Source organism: Phytohabitans aurantiacus, assembly GCF_027923225.1.
GTDB classification, from domain to species: Bacteria; Actinomycetota; Actinomycetes; order Mycobacteriales; family Micromonosporaceae; genus Phytohabitans; species Phytohabitans aurantiacus.
Genome location: NZ_BSDI01000001.1, coordinates 451,291 through 468,707, shown reverse-complemented (window position 1 = coordinate 468,707; position 17,417 = coordinate 451,291). Strand labels below are relative to the sequence as shown.

The 17,417-nt window shown below is 70.6% G+C and carries 16 protein-coding genes; 10 read left to right on the top strand and 6 right to left on the bottom strand.

Annotation, left to right across the window (positions count from 1 at the left end; all coding sequences use genetic code 11):
* Positions 1-1,215: a molybdopterin molybdotransferase MoeA gene (locus QMG73_RS02370; RefSeq protein ID WP_281892073.1), complete on the top strand. Its 1,215-nt coding sequence runs from the start codon at positions 1-3 to the stop codon at positions 1,213-1,215.
* Positions 1,212-1,631: a molybdenum cofactor biosynthesis protein MoaE gene (locus QMG73_RS02365; RefSeq protein ID WP_281892072.1), complete on the top strand. Its 420-nt coding sequence runs from the start codon at positions 1,212-1,214 to the stop codon at positions 1,629-1,631. The genes QMG73_RS02370 and QMG73_RS02365 overlap by 4 nt, the downstream gene beginning before the upstream one ends.
* On the opposite strand, the gene QMG73_RS02360 is transcribed toward QMG73_RS02365, so the two are convergent.
* From QMG73_RS02360 to QMG73_RS02345, 4 genes are all read right to left on the bottom strand, one after another.
* Entirely contained in the window at positions 1,618-3,030 is a 1,413-nt protein-coding gene (locus QMG73_RS02360; protein WP_281892071.1) for a glycosyltransferase 87 family protein, read from the bottom strand. The two genes, QMG73_RS02365 and QMG73_RS02360, sit on opposite strands and share 14 nt — an antisense overlap.
* Before the next feature lie 169 nt (positions 3,031-3,199).
* Entirely contained in the window at positions 3,200-3,706 is a 507-nt protein-coding gene (locus QMG73_RS02355) for a DoxX family protein (protein ID WP_281892070.1), read from the bottom strand.
* Between the two features lie 49 nt (positions 3,707-3,755).
* Positions 3,756-4,958: an ATP-binding protein gene (locus QMG73_RS02350; RefSeq protein WP_281892069.1), complete on the bottom strand. Its 1,203-nt coding sequence runs from the start codon at positions 4,956-4,958 to the stop codon at positions 3,756-3,758.
* A 75-nt stretch (positions 4,959-5,033) separates the two neighbouring features.
* Positions 5,034-5,768, bottom strand: a complete 735-nt coding sequence (locus tag QMG73_RS02345) for an LppU/SCO3897 family protein (RefSeq protein WP_281892067.1) — start codon at positions 5,766-5,768, stop codon at positions 5,034-5,036.
* 493 nt (positions 5,769-6,261) lie between these two features.
* Here QMG73_RS02345 and QMG73_RS02340 point away from each other — a divergent pair, with 493 nt between their 5' ends.
* The 8 genes from QMG73_RS02340 to QMG73_RS02305 are packed head-to-tail and all read left to right on the top strand — an operon-like array spanning position 6,262 to position 13,498.
* On the top strand, positions 6,262-6,447 hold the full coding sequence (locus QMG73_RS02340) for a Flp family type IVb pilin (RefSeq protein WP_281892066.1): 186 nt from the start codon (positions 6,262-6,264) through the stop codon (positions 6,445-6,447).
* Positions 6,448-6,490: 43 nt separating this feature from the next.
* On the top strand, positions 6,491-6,898 hold the full coding sequence (locus tag QMG73_RS02335) for a TadE/TadG family type IV pilus assembly protein (protein WP_281892065.1): 408 nt from the start codon (positions 6,491-6,493) through the stop codon (positions 6,896-6,898).
* A complete protein-coding gene (locus QMG73_RS02330; protein WP_281892064.1) occupies positions 6,895-8,088 on the top strand; it encodes a pilus assembly protein TadG-related protein in 1,194 nt (397 codons plus the stop codon). The genes QMG73_RS02335 and QMG73_RS02330 overlap by 4 nt, the downstream gene beginning before the upstream one ends.
* A 24-nt stretch (positions 8,089-8,112) precedes the next feature.
* Entirely contained in the window at positions 8,113-8,904 is a 792-nt protein-coding gene (gene cpaB / locus QMG73_RS02325) for a Flp pilus assembly protein CpaB (RefSeq protein ID WP_281892063.1), read from the top strand.
* Positions 8,905-8,911: 7 nt separating this feature from the next.
* Entirely contained in the window at positions 8,912-10,087 is a 1,176-nt protein-coding gene (locus QMG73_RS02320; protein WP_281892061.1) for an AAA family ATPase, read from the top strand.
* A gap of 6 nt (positions 10,088-10,093) precedes the next feature.
* Positions 10,094-11,584 (top strand): CpaF family protein, encoded by a 1,491-nt coding sequence (locus QMG73_RS02315; RefSeq protein ID WP_281892060.1) that lies wholly within the window; start codon positions 10,094-10,096, stop codon positions 11,582-11,584.
* Complete coding sequence (locus QMG73_RS02310) at positions 11,581-12,552, top strand: type II secretion system F family protein (protein WP_281892058.1); 972 nt, start codon at positions 11,581-11,583, stop codon at positions 12,550-12,552. Before QMG73_RS02315 ends, QMG73_RS02310 begins: the two co-directional genes overlap by 4 nt.
* Before the next feature lies 1 nt (position 12,553).
* Positions 12,554-13,498 (top strand): type II secretion system F family protein, encoded by a 945-nt coding sequence (locus QMG73_RS02305; protein ID WP_281892057.1) that lies wholly within the window; start codon positions 12,554-12,556, stop codon positions 13,496-13,498.
* Here the strand turns inward: QMG73_RS02305 and QMG73_RS02300 are convergent.
* Both QMG73_RS02300 and QMG73_RS02295 read right to left on the bottom strand, forming a co-directional pair.
* Positions 13,488-14,123, bottom strand: coding sequence for a response regulator transcription factor (locus tag QMG73_RS02300; protein WP_281892056.1), 636 nt, complete (start codon positions 14,121-14,123; stop codon positions 13,488-13,490). The genes QMG73_RS02305 and QMG73_RS02300 overlap by 11 nt on opposite strands.
* Before the next feature lie 57 nt (positions 14,124-14,180).
* Positions 14,181-17,360, bottom strand: a complete 3,180-nt coding sequence (locus tag QMG73_RS02295) for a UvrD-helicase domain-containing protein (protein ID WP_281892217.1) — start codon at positions 17,358-17,360, stop codon at positions 14,181-14,183.
* Positions 17,361-17,417: the final 57 nt, after the last annotated feature.

Genomic DNA, 17,417 nt, shown 5'->3' with positions numbered 1-17,417 from the left:
GTGGGTACTGCTCCGGTTGACTGGGAAGAGGCGCGCTCCCTGGTGTACGCGGCCGGGCTGGCGGCCGCACCGCCAGCGGTCGAGGTGCCGCTGGGCGAGACCGACGGCCACACTCTCGCCGCCCCGCTCACCACGCTCACCGATCTCCCCGCCTTCCCGACGTCCAGTGTGGACGGTTGGGCGGTACGCGGGCAGGGGCCGTGGCGCGTCGTGGGCCGGGTGCTCGCCGGGGGTACCCCGCCACCGCTGGCAGACGACGGCACCACGGTGGAGATCGCTACGGGCGCGATGCTTCCCGAGGGCGCCACGGCGGTACTGCGGGTCGAAGAGTCCAGCCGCACCGGTGACGGGCTCGTGAGCGGTACGCCGCGCGCGCAGGCCGAATGGCGGGCGCCCGGTGAAGAGGCGCGCCGTGGCGAGGCTCTGATGCCGGCCGGCTCCCCGGTCAACCCCGGTGTCATCGGGCTGGCCGCCTCCTGCGGATACGACACGCTGCCGGTACGCCGTCCACCACGGGCCGCGCTGCTGGTCTTCGGCGACGAGCTGCTCACCGCGGGGCTCCCCGGTGCCGGTCGGGTCCGCGACGCCCTCGGCACACCCGTACCGGCCTGGCTGCGGCGGTACGGAGCCGAGCCGGGGCACCTGCACGGCCCCGTCGAAGACACGCTCCCGGCACACGTGGACGCGATCCGCAAGGCGATCGAGGGAGCCGACCTCATCTGTACCACCGGCGGCACCATGCACGGCCCGGTCGACCATCTGCATCCGGCGCTGGCCGAGCTCGGCGCGGAGTACGTGGTCAACACGGTGGCCGTACGGCCCGGCTTTCCCATGCTTGTCGCCCGCATACCCGGCCCCGATGGGCGGCCGCGCTTCCTCGCCGGGCTGCCGGGCAACCCGCAGTCCGCGATCGTCGCCCTGGTGTCCCTGGTCGCACCGCTGCTCGCGGGGCTGCAGGGGCGGCCCTCGCCGGTGCTTCCCTGCGTCACGCTGGCCGAGGCGGTGCCCGGTCGGGGTGACTTCACCCACCTGGCGCTGGTACGCGTCGACCCCGTCGACGGCACCGCCCACCCGGTGCGGCACGTGGGCTCGGCGATGCTGCGGGGGCTCGCCCAGTCCGACGGGTTCGCGGTGATCCGCCCGGGCACCAGCGGCGAGCCCGGTGCCCAGGTCCCACTGGTACCCCTGCCGCTCTTGAACGGAGAACGGCCATGACCCAGCCGATCGTCGCGGTTACCACGTCACCCCTCGACCTGGCGGCACACGAGGCGGCCGTCGCCGGCCCGCGCGCCGGTGCGGTGGTGTCGTTCCAGGGCGTCGTGCGCGACCACGACCACGGGCGGTCGGTGACCAAGCTGGAGTACGAGGGTCACCCGACCGCCGAGGCGGTGCTGCGCGAGGTGGTCGCCGAGATCGCAGCCGATCCAGAGGTGTACGCGGTCGCGGTGTCGCACCGCGTCGGCCCACTGGAGATCGGTGACGTGGCGCTGGTGGCGGCGGTGAGCACCGCACACCGGGCGGCCGCGTTCGCCGCGTGTGCGCGGCTGGTCGACGAGGTCAAGGCCCGCCTGCCGATCTGGAAGCACCAGATCTTCGCCGACGGCACCGACGAATGGGTCAACTGCCCCTGACGCGGCGGGTCAGGTGGAGGGCGGGGGAGTCGGCGTAGAACGCCGGCTCGGCGCCCGGACGCCACGGCAGCGCCGCCACCAGCAGGATGATCGCGAGCGCCAGCGAGTTCTCCATCAGCGCGCCGTACAGCCCATCGGCGTAGTGCGACACCTCGGGGAGCCGGTGCTCGTACGGCCAGATCGGCGAGACGACGAAGAGTATGTACAGCCCGATGGCGGCGACCCCGTGGCGTAGGCCGGTGAGGGCCGGGAACCAGATCGGGGTACGCAATCCGCTGACCCCGCTCAGCGCCTGGCTCGCGCCACGGCGGCGGAGTGCGGCGTCGGCGAGTACCAGCACAGCGGGGATCACGAAGACCAGGTGGTGCGACCACGAGATCGGGCTGATCACGTTGGCGGTGAGGCCTACCAGCGTGAACGCGGTGAGCTCGTCACCGTCGGCGTGCGCGTGGGCGGCCCGGGTGAGCCCGACGGCCAGCATCAGGAGCGAGAACGACAGCCACAGCAGGCCGGGCGTCTCCACCGAGTCGTACAGCCTGGCGAGCACGCCGGCGAGCGACTGGTTTGGCGTCATGTCGGCGGCGCCCACGCGGTCGGTCTGCCACAGGACGCTCGTGAAGTACCTCATCGACTCGTGCCCCGCGACCACGAACGTGGCGACGGTCACGCCGAACGCGGTGCCCACAGCGGTGAGCGCCACTCGCCACTGGCGGGTCAGCAACAGGTACACGATGAACAGCGCCGGCGTCAGCTTGATGGACGTGGCCAGGCCGATGCCGGCGCCGGCCCATGCGCCGCTGAAGAAGAAGCGCGCGAGCGGACCGCGCCCGACGAGGTTGTGGTTGGCCCGGCCGCGGGCCAACCAGCGCAACGCGACCATGTCGGCCATGATCAGCGCGAAGAGCAGCAGGTTGACCTGCCCGTACCCGAAGGTCTCGCGCACCGGCTCGGTGGCGGCGGCGAGCGGCACGGCGAGGCCGACCGCGAACCACCGGGGCCAGCCGCAGCGCTTGGCGATCGGGCCGACGAGAGCGGTGAGCACTATGGCGAGCGCCGCGATGCTGGCGAACACGTTGATCCAACCGGCCGCGGCGACGGGCAGCGTGGCCATCGGCAGCATCGCGAGACCCGCGAATGGTGGATACGTGAAGCCCAGCGTCGTGTCAGGCTGGATGAACTCGTAGAGCTCGTTGCCGCTCGCCCACCAGACAACCGCGCCGTGGTAGATCTTCATGTCGAAGAACTCGTACGGGCGTCCAAACGCTTCTATGGCAAGCCAAGCAGCGTAAAAGACACCGGCAACAATGCCGATCCGCACGACCGTCCAACGGTCGATACCACGTGTTACGCGGCGGACTGTAGCGAGGCGGTCCATCCGTCCTTCGACGGTCGCCGGCATGGCGTGGCCACCCCCATGTAGTACTTCCCGCCCAGGTCCAACTAGGAGCCTAGAACGGTCTGTCACCCCAGTACCTCCTGCGTTACCCGACCGTGTCCGATCCCACACTGGTTCGCGACATTTCCGGCTGGTTAAACGCACCGGGCGTAGTTGAGGTAATTCGTCTGAGTTATCCGGGGAGGTGACGCGCTACAGATGCCGATTTCCGGGCGATTCGGGCGTCCCTTCGGACCGCACGTACGCCGTGACGCACCGTGTACCGGAGGTTCGGCCGGCCCTCGGTGTCAGCGGCGGCGAGCAGGAGTCCACCGAGCAAACCGAGGTTCTTCATGAAGTGAATGCGTTGGTGACCACGCTCCATCGGGTCTTCGACCGCCCAGAACGGGTGCCCGGCCACCGTGGTCGGGATCATGGTGCCGGCCAGGAGTGCGGCAGCCGGGCGGGTGAAGTGGCTGGTGGCGAGCAGCAGCCCACCGACGAACTGGGCCGCGCCGTTGAGGCGTACCAGTGCCCGCGCGTCGTGAGGCAGCTTGGCGGCGTCGAGCAGGGGCTGGGCTCGGTCGGTGACGAGCTTGGCACGCGGTACGAGTGGCTCCGGGTTGGCGACGGCACGCGCCCCGCTGGCCACGAAGATGGCGCCCAGCATGGCGCGGGCGGCGCTGCGCACAGGTCTCATGGGCAGTTGATACCCCCAGGTGCGGGCGGTTATCCCACAGCTGGCAGGGCTATCCCACAGTCCGGAGATAACGGCCGAAGTGTGGCACGGTGAAGGCGACCGTGCCGCGTTCGCCGGAGTAGATCAGGCCCTTCTTGATGAGCGCGTCGCGGGCCGGCGACAGGCTGGCCGGCTTGCGTTCCAACGACTTGGCGATCTCCGCGGTGGGAACGGCAAGCTCGTGATCGTCGTCGGACGACGGAGAAAGGGCGGCCATCGCGCGCATGTACTCCCGCTCGGCGGGTGTCGCCCGCTCGTACCGCGAGCCGAAGAAACCGACCGCCAACTCGGCCTCGGCCTCCGGTGCGGCCATCCGCACGTCCGCCGCGGTGATCGGGTTGCGTGGCGCGTGATCCCAGGTCGCCTTCCCGTAGGCCTGCACGAAGTAGGGATAGCCACCCGACTTCTCGTAGAGCAGGTCGAGCGCTTTCTCCTCGTACTCGACGTCTTCCCGGGACGCCGGTGCACACAGGGCCTGGTCAGCGGAGATCCGGTCCAGCCGGTCGATCCGCTGGTACCGGAAGAGCCGCTCCGAGTACGACTTCGCGGCCGACAGCACGGCCGGGACGTGTGGCAGGCCGGCGCCGACCACGATGAGCGGCGCGCCGAGCTGCGACAGTTCGTGGCAGGCCGCGCACAGCGCCGAAACATCGGCCGCGCCGAGATCCTGCATCTCGTCGATGAAGAGCGCGATACCCGTACCCACGTCGGTGGCGATGCCGGCGGCATCGGTAAACAGCTCGACCAGGTCGATCTCGATATCGCCGGAGTCCGCCCGGCCGGCTCGGGCGGGCACGTCGATGCCCGGTTGCCAGCGGTCGCGGAGCTTGGCGTTCGCGGCGTTGGCCCGCAGCGCGAACGCCTTGAGCACGCCGAGCACCTCGTCGATGCGGTCGGGCGCCCGGTGATGCGGCGCCAGCTCACGGATGGCCATGTGGAGGGCGGCGCTGATCGGGCGGCGCAGCGACTGGTCCGGGCGTGCCTCGATCTTGCCGGTGCCCCAGAGCCGCCCGATCGCCTGCGATCTCAGGGTGTTGAGCAGCACGGTCTTGCCGACACCGCGCAGGCCGGTGAGCATCAGGCTGCGTTCGGGCCGTCCGCGGGCCACCCGTTCCAGTACGACGTCGAAGACGTCCAGCTCGCGGTCGCGGCCGGCCAGCTCGGGTGGGCGCTGGCCGGCGCCGGGCGCGTACGGGTTCCGGACCGGATCCACGATTGCAGAGTATCGGGCCTTCTACCGCTGACGCTAGATTTACTTAGACTGACCTAGGCGTGTCCAGTGGCGTGTCTAGTTACGTTTGAGGCAGAGCACGAAGTCGAGCGTGTCGAGCTCGCTGTCGAAGAAGTAGTGGAACTGGTACCCGGTCACGGTCTGGCACTTGCCCTTGTAGTCGACCGTGCCGTCGAAGCGGGCCAGTACCTCGAAGGTCTTGTCGCCACACTCGGCGATCTCGAGCTGCGGGTCGGCGTCACTGCCCTTGTTGACGACGCACTGCCCCACCTTCACGAACCGGGCCTCCTGCGACGACTCGGAGGTCGCCGGCGACGCTGACTCGGAGGGCTGCGGCCCGCCGGTCGGCCCGGTCGTGGGCTCGGTGGTCTCGGATGCCTTCGTGTCGCCGCCGTCGTCGCTGCCCAGCTTGATCAGCGCCGCGGTGCCGCCGCCCAGTACCAGGATCGCCAGCACCACGATCAGCGCGATCAGCGGCGCGTTTCCCCGCTTGCGGGGCGGTTGCTGTGCGGGCTGGCTCCAGCTCGGATCGGTCGAGAACGACGGCTCGGGAGTGGGGGTCTGGGCGTACCCCTGCTCGTAGTGCCGGGTGGACGAGTAGCCCTGGTCGTAGCCGGGGTAGTAGCCAGGATCACCGGTTGGCGAACCGGGGCCGTCGGGCGGCGACGACGCCGGTGTGCCGCCCCACGGATCCTGATCGCCCCACGGGTCGGACGGCTGGCCGTACGGCTCCTGCGGCTGCCGGCCGGGCCAGGGCTCCTGAGACCCCGGGTACGAACCGTAGTTCGACATCTGTCCGTCCTCCCGAAAGCGGTGCTGCTGACGTCACCGTAACCGGGCACCCTGATGGGCTCACCTCCCGGAACCGCGCCAATTCTCCGATGTGTCAGAGGAAGCGGAACTGGCGGGCCGCCGATCGGCCCGGTTGGTGTAACGGATTGGTCGCTTCGGGTAGTCGTGGCCGCTTGACGCCTTGATCACCTTTTGGGTCCATCAGGTATCTGACACGCCCGCAAGACAAGCCATCCGGGTGCCGCTGGCCGGCTTCCAGGGCATCGCCCGGCCCATCTCGTCCCTGTTTACCCCGCTTTGAAATCGGCGATACGGAGGACTTTCTGTCGCCGTGGGATGTCACCGCCGGAGGACACGCCGCGCCGAACGGGGTCGGGCGAACACCGCTCTCCCGACTAGTGCGAGGTAACGGCCATAGGCAGGCTTCCATCGCGGTCCTCGGCTGTCGATACGCACGGTCACCGCACCAGGGAAACCTTGAAGGGGGCAATCGATGCTCAAGCTCGTCGTGTCAACCAGGAACCGGATGAAGGCGCTACTGGCGTCGAAGGACCGGGGCGTGACGGCGGCCGAGTACGCCCTGATCGTCGCGGTCGTGATCGCAGCGATCTCGGGTCTCGTCCTGGCGTTCGCCAACGCGATCGGCGCCAACTTCACCGAGGTCACCGGAAAGCTCTGACCCGCCTGACGCGGGCGGTAGTGCCATGGGGAAAGGAGCGGGGGTGGCGCGGTCACGCGGGATCAAGAGGTGGCTCCGCCGCGACCGGGGCGCGACGGCCGCCGAGGCCGCGCTCGTGCTGCCGGTCATCCTCATGGTCCTTTTCGGGATTATCGACTTTGGTCGGTTGGTAAACGCGCAGATTGTGGTGAGCCAGGCGGCTCGCGAGGGAGCCCGCGCGGAGGCTGTTGGTGCCGACGCGGGCGTTCGTGCCAACGACGCTGCTCAGAACATGGGTCCGGTAGACACCAACGTTCTGGAGAGCTGCGGTGACGAGCCCGACCCCGAAGACCACGCCCACGTGGTCGTGACCTTCGAATTCCACTTCGTCACGCCGGTGGTCGCGCTCGCCAAGCTCGCGGCTGACACGGTCACGCTGGACGGACACGGAGTCATGCCGTGCCGCGGATGACCCTGCTCAGGCGGCTCGGTGGCGTGCCCGGTGACCGGGGCGCGGTCGCCGCCTTGGTGGCCGTAATGCTCGGTGGCGGCGCGCTGCTTGGCATGGGCGCGCTCACCATCGACGTCGGCCTGCTCTATGTCGAGCGCGAGGAGCTGCAGACCGGGGCGGACGCCGCAGCGGTGGCGGTCGCGAAGCGCTGCGTCGCCGGCACCAACCTCTGCTCGTCCACGGCCGGATCGCTGGCCAGCGGGTACGCGGACGACAACGCGCACGACGGGGCGTCGAGCGCGGCCGTCTGCGGGTACGCCCCGAACCTGCCGGGCACCGGCAACCTGCTCTCGCCGTGCGGCTCCGGTGGCGGTTTCACCGACTGTCTCGGCGACGTGCCCTCCTCGCAGCCGCACGTGGAGGTGCACACCGCGACGCGGAGCGGCGGCGGCGGGGTCCTGCCGCCGGTGTTCGCCCAGACCGTCACCGGCACCAGCGGTACCCAGGTGCATGCCTGCGCCCGGGTCACGTGGGGGCCGATCGAAGAGGTGGACGACGCGCTCGGTCTGGCGATCGCCGAGGCGGAGTTCAACGAGGCGATCAGGAGCGGCGGTGGATTCCAGCCGGCGCCGCGCGGGGCCGGCCGGGTCGACCCGCGCTCCGAGATCGTGCTGCGGTTCCGGACCCCCAACTGCCGCGACGCCGACGACCCTGACGACCCCCGCGACCCCCGCGACCCCCGCGACCCGCGGGACCGTGATCCAGATGCGGGCTGCCCTTCGAGCGGCGCCTTGGGCGGGTTCGGCTTCCTCACCGGTGGCAGCTGCACCTTGGACATCCGGGCCGGTAGCTCGCGCGACGGCGAGGAGAGGACGTGGGTGCCGGATGGCTGCGCCAGGCGCATGCACAACCTGCACCACGCGAAGGAAGTGACACCGGTCGCGATCTTCGACAGCGCGTCGTCGGACCGGTTCCACATCGTCGGCATCGCGATGTTCATGATCACCGGCTGGCACTCGCCATCGGACTGGCCGGGCCGCGGCGACCTCGACCACGACCACGGTCCGGAGTACTCCGGCACCTCGGCCTGCACGGGCACTCGCGTCTTCTGCGTCTACGGCTACTTCACCACCCGCGTCTTCCAGGTCGGTCCCAGAGAAACGCTCGGCAAGAACCACTACGGCGCCGTCCACATCCGCACCATCGGCTGACCCACCCAGAACGGACTTTCGGCCATGACCCGTCGCATCCTCGCCGTCTTTCTCGCGATCGTGCTCGCCGTCCTGGGCACCGCGGCGGTGCTCTTCTACGTCAGCAGGGCCGACGACCGGGCGGTGGCCGACGCCAGCCCGGTCGAGGTACTGGTCGCCAAGCAGCGCATCCCCGCCGGTACCACGGGGGAGAACGTCCGCAAACGCGACCTCGCGGAGCTGATGCGGATGCCGGCCGGCACCCTGCCCGAGGGTGAGGTGCTGACCGAGATCCCCGGCGAAATCGACAAGCTCGTACTCACCTCCGACCTCCAGCCGGGGCAGCTGGTGCTGCGGCGGATGTTCAGCGAGTCCACCCGCACCTCCGGCGGGCTGGCGATCCCCGAGGGCAAGGTGGCGGTCAGCTTCGAGGCCACGATGGCCGAGCAGGTGGCCGGGTACGTCCGGCCGGGCTCGCAGGTGGCGGTCTTCGTGTCGTACAAGATCGTGCCGGACTCGAACATCAAGTCGATCGGCACGGAATCGAACGACGATCCGGAAGGCACCTCGGTGTTGCTGCCGAAGACCGAGGTGATCGCCGTCGGCTCGTACGGCGGCGACGGCGAGACCACCACGACGCCGCGCGACGAGGAGGTCCGCGAGGAGACCGACAGCGAGCGGCGCACGGTGGTGCTCGTGACGGTGGCGGTGTCCGATGTGGAGGCCGCGAAGGTCATCCACGCCGCACAGGGCGACGCGCTTTACCTCGCGTTGCTCTCCGACAGCTCCCAGGTCAAGCCCGGCACGGGCGTCGACAGCTTCAACTTCCTGCGGTGAGGCACGCATGACCATTTTGTATGAGCCGTCGCGCCAGGTCGCGCAGCACTTCGCCATGCTCGTCGGCGGCGACGTGCGCACCGCCGGCAGCCTCGCCGAGGCACACGCGCTGCTGGAAGAGGACCCCGACGAGCAGCTCGTCCTCTTTGGACCGAACACACCGGTGCTGGAGGCGGTCGGCTTCGCGGCCAAGTTCCGGCTGTCCCGGCCGTCGTTGGGCGTCGTGCTGCTCCGGCATCAGCTCGAGGTCGGCGTGCTCGCCGACGCGATCCGCTCGGGCGTGCGCGAGGTCGCCGACGTCAACGACCCGACGAGCATCCTGGCCGCGTGCGCACGGTCGCAAGACCTCTCACGCCGCCTGAGCCTGGGCGGCGGGCGCGCGCAGGGCGGCGAACCCACCGCCGACGGCAAGGTCGTCACCGTGTACAGCGCCAAGGGCGGCTGCGGCAAGACGATGATCGCGACGAACCTGGCGATCACGCTGGCGGCCGGCGGCGCGAAGAAGGTCTGCCTGATCGACCTCGACCTCACGCTCGGCGACGTGGCGCTGATGCTCCAGCTACAGCCGGAACGCACGATCGCCGACGCGGTGCCGGTCGCCGACCGGATCGACGAGACCGGCCTGCGGACCATGGTGTCGCCGTACTGCCCCGGTGTCGACGCGCTGCTCGCCCCGGTGGTACCGACGGTGGCCGAGCAGATCAACCGCGAGCTGATCACGGAGATCCTGTACCTCACCCGGAGCATGTACGACTACGTCATCGTCGACACGCCGCCGATCTTCAACGACCACGTGCTGGCCGCGCTGGACTCGTCCCACCTGTACCTGCTGGTGGCGACGCCCGCGGTGACCGCGATGAAGAACCTGCGCATCCTGCTCGACACGTTCGACGTGCTCGACTACCGCAAGGAGAACCGCCTGGTCGTGCTGAACCGGGCCGATCCCCGGCTGGGCGTCACGCCGGCGGACATCGAGCGGGTACTGCGCATCCCGATCACCAGCCACATCCCGGTGAGCCGCGACGTCTCCGTGTCGATCAATCGGGGCGTACCCATCGTGCTCGACTCGCCGACCCACCCGGTGAGCGAGGCGATCCGGCAGCTCGCCAGTAAGCGGATCGGTGCCGAACCGACCACGCCCAAGGGTTTGAAGTCGCTGATGTCGCGGCGGACGAAAAGGTGATGTCTGATGGCTGAGCGGGGTAACCACCGGGTCGACGAGATCCCGCGTACTGGTAGCGGTTTCACCGCGGCCGAGATCCTCAAGTTCAACGAGGACTCGTCGGCACCCGTCACCGCGATCCCGGTGACCGCCGTACCGGTAACGGCGTTTCCCACCACCAGCATCGTGCCGTCGTCCGGCGGGGGCGCGTTCAGCCGGCGCAACGGGCGGCGCACGTACGACCCGCTCGCCGACGTGCGGCGGCGAGCCCACGCGGCGCTGCTGGAGCAGCTCGGCCCGCAGATGTACGACGGTGGCGACGAGGTCGACGAGCTGGAGCGCCGGGTACGCGAGGCGCTGCCCGGCCTGCTCGCCAAGGAGGAGCAGCTCACCGCCGGCGACCGGGGAGTGGCGTTCCGGCAGATCCTCGACGAGATCATCGGGCACGGGCCGATCGAGCCGTTGCTGCGCGACGCCGACGTCACCGAGATCATGGTCAACTCCTGGGACCGCATCTACGTCGAGCGGTTCGGGCGCATCCAGTCGGTGGAGACGGCCTTCCTCGACGAGTCGCACCTGCGGCGCGTGATCGACAAGATCGTGTCGCGGGTCGGCCGCCGGATCGACGAGGCGTGCCCGATGGTCGACGCCCGCCTACCGGACGGCAGCCGCATCAACGCGGTGATCCCGCCGGTGAGCCTCGACGGTGCCGCGCTGACGGTCCGGAAGTTCGCGGCTCACCCGTACGGCGTGGAAGACCTGGTCGCGTTCGGCACGCTGACCGACGAGGTCGCCGCGTTCCTCGCGACCTGCATCCAGGGGCGGCTCGACGTCCTGATCACGGGCGGCACCGGCACCGGCAAGACCACGCTGCTCAACGTGCTGTCCGGCATGCTGCCGGCCAACGAGCGCATCATCACCATCGAAGACGCGGCCGAGCTGCGGCTCGCGCAGGATCACGTGGTCCGCATGGAGTACCGCCCGCCGAACATCGAGGGCAAGGGCGAGGTCACGATCCGCGACCTGGTACGCAACGCGCTCCGCATGCGTCCGGACCGGATCGTCATCGGCGAGGTCCGGGACGGTGCCGCGCTCGACATGCTCCAGGCCATGAACACCGGGCACGACGGCTCGCTGACCACCGTGCACGCCAACTCGCCGCGCGACTCGCTCTCCCGCCTGGAGACGATGGTGCTGATGGCCGGCATGGACCTGCCGGTGCGGGCCATCCGCGAGCAGGTGGCGTCCGCGGTCGACCTGGTCGTGCACCTGAGCCGGCTGCGCGACGGCACCCGGCGCATCACCCAGATCACCGAGGTGACCGGCATGGTCGACGACGTCGTGACCACAGAGGACCTGTACGTCTTCGACTTCCGCTCCGGCACCGACGCGTACGGGCGGGCGAAGGGTTCATTGCGCCCGACCGGCAACCGGCCTAAGTTCCTCGATCACCTCACCGACCAGGGGCTGGACGTCTCGCCGCACCTGTTCAAGTCGGAGGCGGTGTTCGGCTCATGAGCCAGCTGGAGCTGTTGGGCGTCGCGGCGCTGGTCTTCCTCGCCCTGCTCGTCCTCCTGCTGGTGGTCTTCGCGCCGCTGCTCGGCGGGGTGCAGCGGCGGCGCCGGCTCGCTCAGATCGACGACTACGGCCTCAACTTGGGCGCCGACAAGCCGCAACCGCGGAAGACCAACCCGCTGACCCGTGCCGGCCTGGCGGTGAGCGCCGCCATCCTGAGCGCGGGCGGTCTGGAGCGCCGCTTCGCGACCCAGCTCGACCGCGCCGGCATGGCGTGGCGCCCGGCGGAGTGGGTGCTGCTGCGGCTGTCCGTCGCAGTCGGGCTCGGCGTGCTGCTCGCCCTGCCGATGCGCGTGGTCGGCCTGGTACTGGGATTCGTGATGGGCTGGCTGGCAACAGCGCTGTACCACCGGCGTCGCGCCCGGCAGCGGGTGGAGAAGTTCGCCGCGCTGCTGCCCGAGGCACTCCAGCTGGTCATCGGCTCGCTGCGGTCCGGGTTTTCGCTGCCCCAGGCGCTGGAGGCGATGGCCAAGGAGGTGCCCGCCCCGATCTCCGCCGAGTTCAACCGGATGCTCGCGCAGGTGCGCCTGGGCCTGGACCTCGAAACCGCGCTCGAACGGCTGGCCCGCCGGGTCGCCAACCGCGACCTGGGCTGGACGGTAATGGCGATCCGGGTGCAGCGCGAGGTCGGCGGTAACTTGGCCGAGGTGCTGGCGACAACGGTCAACACCATCCGCGAACGGGAGAATCTGCGCGGACACGTGCGCTCGCTGACGGCCGAGGGGCGCCTCTCCGCGCTGGTGCTGCTGTCGCTGCCGATCCTGGTCGGAGGGCTGATGGTCGCCGTCAACCGGGACTACATCTCTCCCCTGTGGACAGATCCGCGCGGGGTGATGCTGCTGGTCATCGGTGTCGGGCTGGTCGCGCTCGGCGCGTTCTGGCTGAGCCGCCTGGTGCGGGTGGAGATCTGAGATGGAAACCGACCTGCTGGTACTCGCCGCCGGTCTGGGCCTGGTCTTCCTGGGTCTGGTCACGGTGCTGCTCACGGTGGCGCTCGGCGGGGGCGGGCGCACCGGGGTGGCACGGGCGCTCGCCGACATCGACCAGGTGTACGCGCCGGCGTCGGTGACCGCCACCGAGTCGCTGACCGAGCGGACGCTCCGCCCGCTGGCCGTCGTACTGACACAGCTGGCGAGGTCGTTGACGCCGCAGGGTGCCGCGATCCGGCTGCAGCGGTGGTTGGACTACGCCGGAAACCCGCCCGCCTGGCCGCCTGTGCGGATCATGGAGGCGCAGGGCGTGGGCCTCGTGGTCGTCGGCGGCGCCGGTGCCGTGGTGGGTTCGCTGCTCGCCGTCGCGCTGGGGTACCCGCTGGTCGCCTCGGTCCTGGTTGGACTGGTTGCGGGCGCGCTCCTCGGGTTGTGGCTGCCTTTCGGCGTCGTGTTCGACCTCGGGCAGCGCCGGCAGCAGAAGATCCGCGACGACCTGCCGGACGCGCTCGACATGCTCACCCTGTGCGTGGAGGCCGGCCTGAACTTCGATTCGGCGCTCGGGCAGGTCGCCAGCGGTACGCCCGGACCGCTCGGCCGCGAGATCGCCCGCGCGCTGCACGAGATGCAGATGGGCAAGCGGCGCGCCGAGGCATTCCGGGCGCTCGCCGAGCGGACCACGGTGCCCGAGCTCCGCACGATCGCGGTAGCGGTCGTGCAGGCCACCGAGTTGGGTATTCCGATCGCGAGGGTGCTGCGCGAGCACTCGGCCGAGATGCGGGTGCGGCGCCGTCAGCGTGCCGAGGAGAAGGCCCGCAAGGTACCGGTCAAGGTGCTCTTCCCGCTGGTGTTCTGCCTCTTCCCAGCGCTGTTCATCATCGTGTTGGGGCCAGGCGTCCTGCGCATCCTCGACACCATCATCCGGTAGCCGGTCGGGGCCCGAAGAGGCCCTGCTCGGCGGCCGCCACGACCGCCTGCCCCCGGCCGTGCACCCCGAGCTTGTCGTACAGCCTGGCCAGGTACGTCTTGACGGTCGAGTCGCTGACTCGCAGCGCCGTCGCGATGCCGGGCGCGGTCAGGCCGTCGCGCAGGAGCAGCAGCACCTCCCGCTCCCGTGGGCTGAGCGTGGCGACCCGGCCCTGCCGGCGCCGCGCCATGGCGGCCGCCAGGTCGGGAGCGGTGAAAGACGACGGCGCCGCCGCGGCGTGCCGGACCGCCGCCAGGATCGTGGCCGGCTTCGCGTCCCACGGCACGTACGCGGACAGCCCTGCGTCCAGCGCCCGGAAGAGCAGGTCGTCGTCGTGCCCGCCGATCAGCACCACCCCCGGATGCGGATCGCGGTGGCGCAGCGCGGCACCGTACGCGAGCGCGTCGCCGCCGAGGTGCCTGTCGAGCAGGACGGCGGCCGGACGCACCTGGTCGATGAGCGGACGAGCCTCGGCGACCGTGCCGGCCACGCCAACGAGCAGCAGGTCGTCGTGGTCACCGACGAGGGCCGCTATGCCGGCGCGCACGAGCGTGCCTTCCGCCACGGCGACCAGGGAAAATGCCATGGCCGGAGTGTGGACCCCGGTCGTCGCGGGCGCGGTCGCAAACCCGACAGTGCGGGGTCAGAGCAGCCTGAGCTGACGATCCTTGGGGCGCCGAGTGGCGGCGTCACCTAGCCGTTCGAACAGGCCAGCGTCGATCGCGTCGAGGAATGGCGTTGGCCGGGTTTCACGCTCGGTGCCGAATCGGGTACGCCGGGCAGCGTGGGTCACGTACAGGCGGTCCTGCGCCCGGGTCAGGCCGACGAAGAAGAGCCGACGCTCCTCGGCCAGGTCATCGTCGGTCGGCGGGCGGCCGGGCAGGCGCAGCGGCAACAGGCCGTCTTCGCAGCCGACCAGGAACACCACCGGGAATTCGAGGCCCTTGGCGGCATGCAGGGTCAGCAGGGTGACCGCCTCGGCGCGGGGGTCCAGGGCGTCGACCTCGGCGCCGGTGGCGATCTGGCCGAGGAAGAGCGGCAGGTCGTCGCCGCACCGCTGGGCCAGCGGCATCAGCAGCTCGACGGCCGACCAGACGTCTTCCGGGCTGGTGGCGACGGGCGCGTCGAGGGTGGGTGCCGCGAACCGGTCGGCGAGCACCTGCCCGGCGAGGCGTACCCGGGCCGCCAGCGCGCCGCCCAACCCACTGGCGTGGCGCAGCTCGCGGGCGATCGCGGCGACGCCGGGGCGGTCCCGCAGCCGGTTGTGCGACCGCTTCTGCACCGGGATGCCCGCCCGCGACAGCGCCTCGACGATCGTCGCGGACTGCGCGTCGGTGCGGTACAGCACGGCGATGTCGGAGAACGAGATGGTGGACGAGCGGCCGTCGATCTTGCCGGAGTCGAGCGAGCGGTGCGAGACGCCGCCGACCAGCTCGTCGACGGTACGGCGCACGAAGTCGGCCTCGTCGCTGGTGGTGTCGGCGGCGTACCGGCCGACCAGCGGTGCCTCCGGGTCGAGGCGGGCCGGGTCGAGGCGCCGCCCCTGTACCAGCGTGGACGGCGCGATGGCCTGCACGGCGGCGGCCACGATCGGCGCGGCCGACCGGTAGTTGCGGGTCAGCCGGACCAGCCGCGCGTCGGTGAAGTCCTGGGCGAACCGCAGGAAGTACGCCACGTCGGCACCGCGGAAGGAGTAGATCGCCTGGTCGGGGTCGCCGATGGCGCAGAGGTTGCCGTCCGGCGGGCTGAGCAGGCGCAGCAGCTCGTACTGCGTCGCGTCGACGTCCTGGTACTCGTCGACGAAGATCCACCGCCAGCGCGCCCGGTACTGCTCAACCAGCTCAGGCTCGTCGCGCAGCAGGGCGACCGGCAGCGTGACCAGCTCGTCCAGGTCGACAAGATTGTTGGCGCGCAGCAGCTTGGTGTACGCCGCCTCGTCGTCACCGGCCTCCGCCCGCGCCTCGGCGCGCTGGGTGTCGTCGGCGATGCCGAACCCGTCCTGCAGGCCGGCGGCGGCCGCCCGCTCGCGCAGGATCGCGAGGCCCAGCGAGTGGAACGTCGCCACCGTCACGTCTTCGGCGACCGGGCCGAGCAGCCCGTCGAGCCGCACCCGCAGCTCCTCGGCCGCCCGCCGGGTGAACGTGATCGCCAGGCAGTGCTCGGGGTAGACGTTCAGCTCGGCACACAGGTACGCGATGCGGTGCGTCAGCGTGCGGGTCTTGCCGGTACCCGGACCAGCCACGATCAGCAGCGGCCCGCCGGGCGCGGACGCGGCGACGCGCTGGAGGGCGTCGAGCCGGTCGAGTAGGCCGGTGCCGACCTCCTCCATGCCGGAGAGCATCGGCTCGAAGGGCTCGTGAGGCGAGGGTGGCGGCGGGATCGGCGGGGCCGCCTTGGCGACGGGGCGTTTCCGCTCGGGTGCGGGCTCGGCCTTTCGTTTCGGCGCCGGCTCCGCTGGGCGTCGCTGCGCGGGCACGGGTACCTCGAACAGGGCGTCCGCCTGGTGGTGATGCCCGCCGCGGGGCAACTCCTCCGGCTCGAAGATCTTGATGATCCCGTACTCACCGTCGTACCCGGGAATGCGCCGCACCTCACCGCGGCGCAGGCGCGCGACGGCCTCGGCCAGCAGTTCGCCGCCCGCCTGGCCGATGTCGGCCAGCGGCGCCTTGGTGAGGATCTCAAGCTCGGGCCCGAGCGCGGCGACAAGCGTGTTGACCTGGCCGTCGACGGTCTTGGACTTGGGTCCGACGCCGTGGATCTCGCCGACGATCTGCGGCAGCGACAGCAGGTGGGTGACGGCCTTCGCGCCGGGCCGCGCGTCAGTGCGGTCGGCGAGGTCTTCCACCCGGCTCAGCACCCCGACGGTCAGCGGCTTTCCACACTCGGGGCACTGCCCGCCCGCCTCCCGGGTCTGGCTGGGCTGCCAGTTCACGCCGCAGGCGCGGTGGCCGTCGGCGTGATACTTGCCCTCTTCGGGGAAGAACTCGAGGGTGCCGTGCAGTCCGTCACCGGTGCGCAATGCCTCGCGTACGCCGTAGTAGTCGAGCGGAGCGGTCAGCACGGTCGCTTCGCGGGCCAGCGCCGGCAGCGAGTGCGCGTCCGAATTGGACACCAGCTGGTACCGGTCCAGGCTGGACACCCGCCAGTTCATCTCCGGGTCGGAGGAGAGCCCGGTCTCCACGGCGAAGATGTGGTCGGCCAGATCGGCGTAGCAGTCGGCGATCGCGTCGAAGCCGGACTTTGAGCCGAGCGCGGAGAACCACGGCGTCCAGATGTGCGCCGGCACCAGGTATCCGTCGGGGCTGGCCTCCAGCGTGATCTCCAGCAGGTCACGGGAGTCGAGGCCGAGGATCGGCCGGCCGTCGGCGCCGATGTTGCCGATCCGGCCGAGCGCCGTGTTGAAGCGTGCCACCGCGTCGAGATCCGGCAGGTAGATCAGGTGGTGCACCTTGCGGGTGCGGTCGCCGCGCTTGTAGATCGTGGAAATCTCCACCGAAAGCATGAACCGCACCGGGTGCGCCTCAGCGGTGCTGGCGAGCCGGGGCGGCAGCTTGCGAGCGATGTCGCGCTCGGCCTCGGGGCTCAGCCGGAACAGGCCCGGCTCGGCGGGGTGCAGCGCCTCCCGCAGGTGGTCGTACCACGCGGGGTGCGTGAAGTCGCCGGTGCCGAGGAGGCTGACTCCTTTGCGCCGGGCCCACCAGGCCAGGTTCGGCAGATTGAGATCGCGGGAGCAGGCGCGCGAGTACTTGGAGTGGATGTGCAGATCCGCGACGTACGGGTTCGCGGGGAAGCCGTCCTGAGGTGCAACGCTGAACGGAGGCACGCCGCATAGTGCCATGCGCTCCACTGTCCGCGCGCGGCGCCACGCTCTAGCGTGACC

Coding starts and splice junctions, on each gene's coding strand:
- QMG73_RS02365 (WP_281892072.1), top strand. CDS start 1,212: ATGACCCAGCCGATCGTCGCGGTTACCACGTCACCCCTCGACCTGGCG.
- QMG73_RS02360 (WP_281892071.1), bottom strand. CDS start 3,030: ATGCCGGCGACCGTCGAAGGACGGATGGACCGCCTCGCTACAGTCCGC.
- QMG73_RS02355 (WP_281892070.1), bottom strand. CDS start 3,706: ATGAGACCTGTGCGCAGCGCCGCCCGCGCCATGCTGGGCGCCATCTTC.
- QMG73_RS02345 (WP_281892067.1), bottom strand. CDS start 5,768: ATGTCGAACTACGGTTCGTACCCGGGGTCTCAGGAGCCCTGGCCCGGC.
- QMG73_RS02340 (WP_281892066.1), top strand. CDS start 6,262: ATGCTCAAGCTCGTCGTGTCAACCAGGAACCGGATGAAGGCGCTACTG.
- QMG73_RS02330 (WP_281892064.1), top strand. CDS start 6,895: ATGACCCTGCTCAGGCGGCTCGGTGGCGTGCCCGGTGACCGGGGCGCG.
- cpaB (WP_281892063.1), top strand. CDS start 8,113: ATGACCCGTCGCATCCTCGCCGTCTTTCTCGCGATCGTGCTCGCCGTC.
- QMG73_RS02320 (WP_281892061.1), top strand. CDS start 8,912: ATGACCATTTTGTATGAGCCGTCGCGCCAGGTCGCGCAGCACTTCGCC.
- QMG73_RS02315 (WP_281892060.1), top strand. CDS start 10,094: ATGGCTGAGCGGGGTAACCACCGGGTCGACGAGATCCCGCGTACTGGT.
- QMG73_RS02310 (WP_281892058.1), top strand. CDS start 11,581: ATGAGCCAGCTGGAGCTGTTGGGCGTCGCGGCGCTGGTCTTCCTCGCC.
- QMG73_RS02305 (WP_281892057.1), top strand. CDS start 12,554: ATGGAAACCGACCTGCTGGTACTCGCCGCCGGTCTGGGCCTGGTCTTC.
- QMG73_RS02300 (WP_281892056.1), bottom strand. CDS start 14,123: ATGGCATTTTCCCTGGTCGCCGTGGCGGAAGGCACGCTCGTGCGCGCC.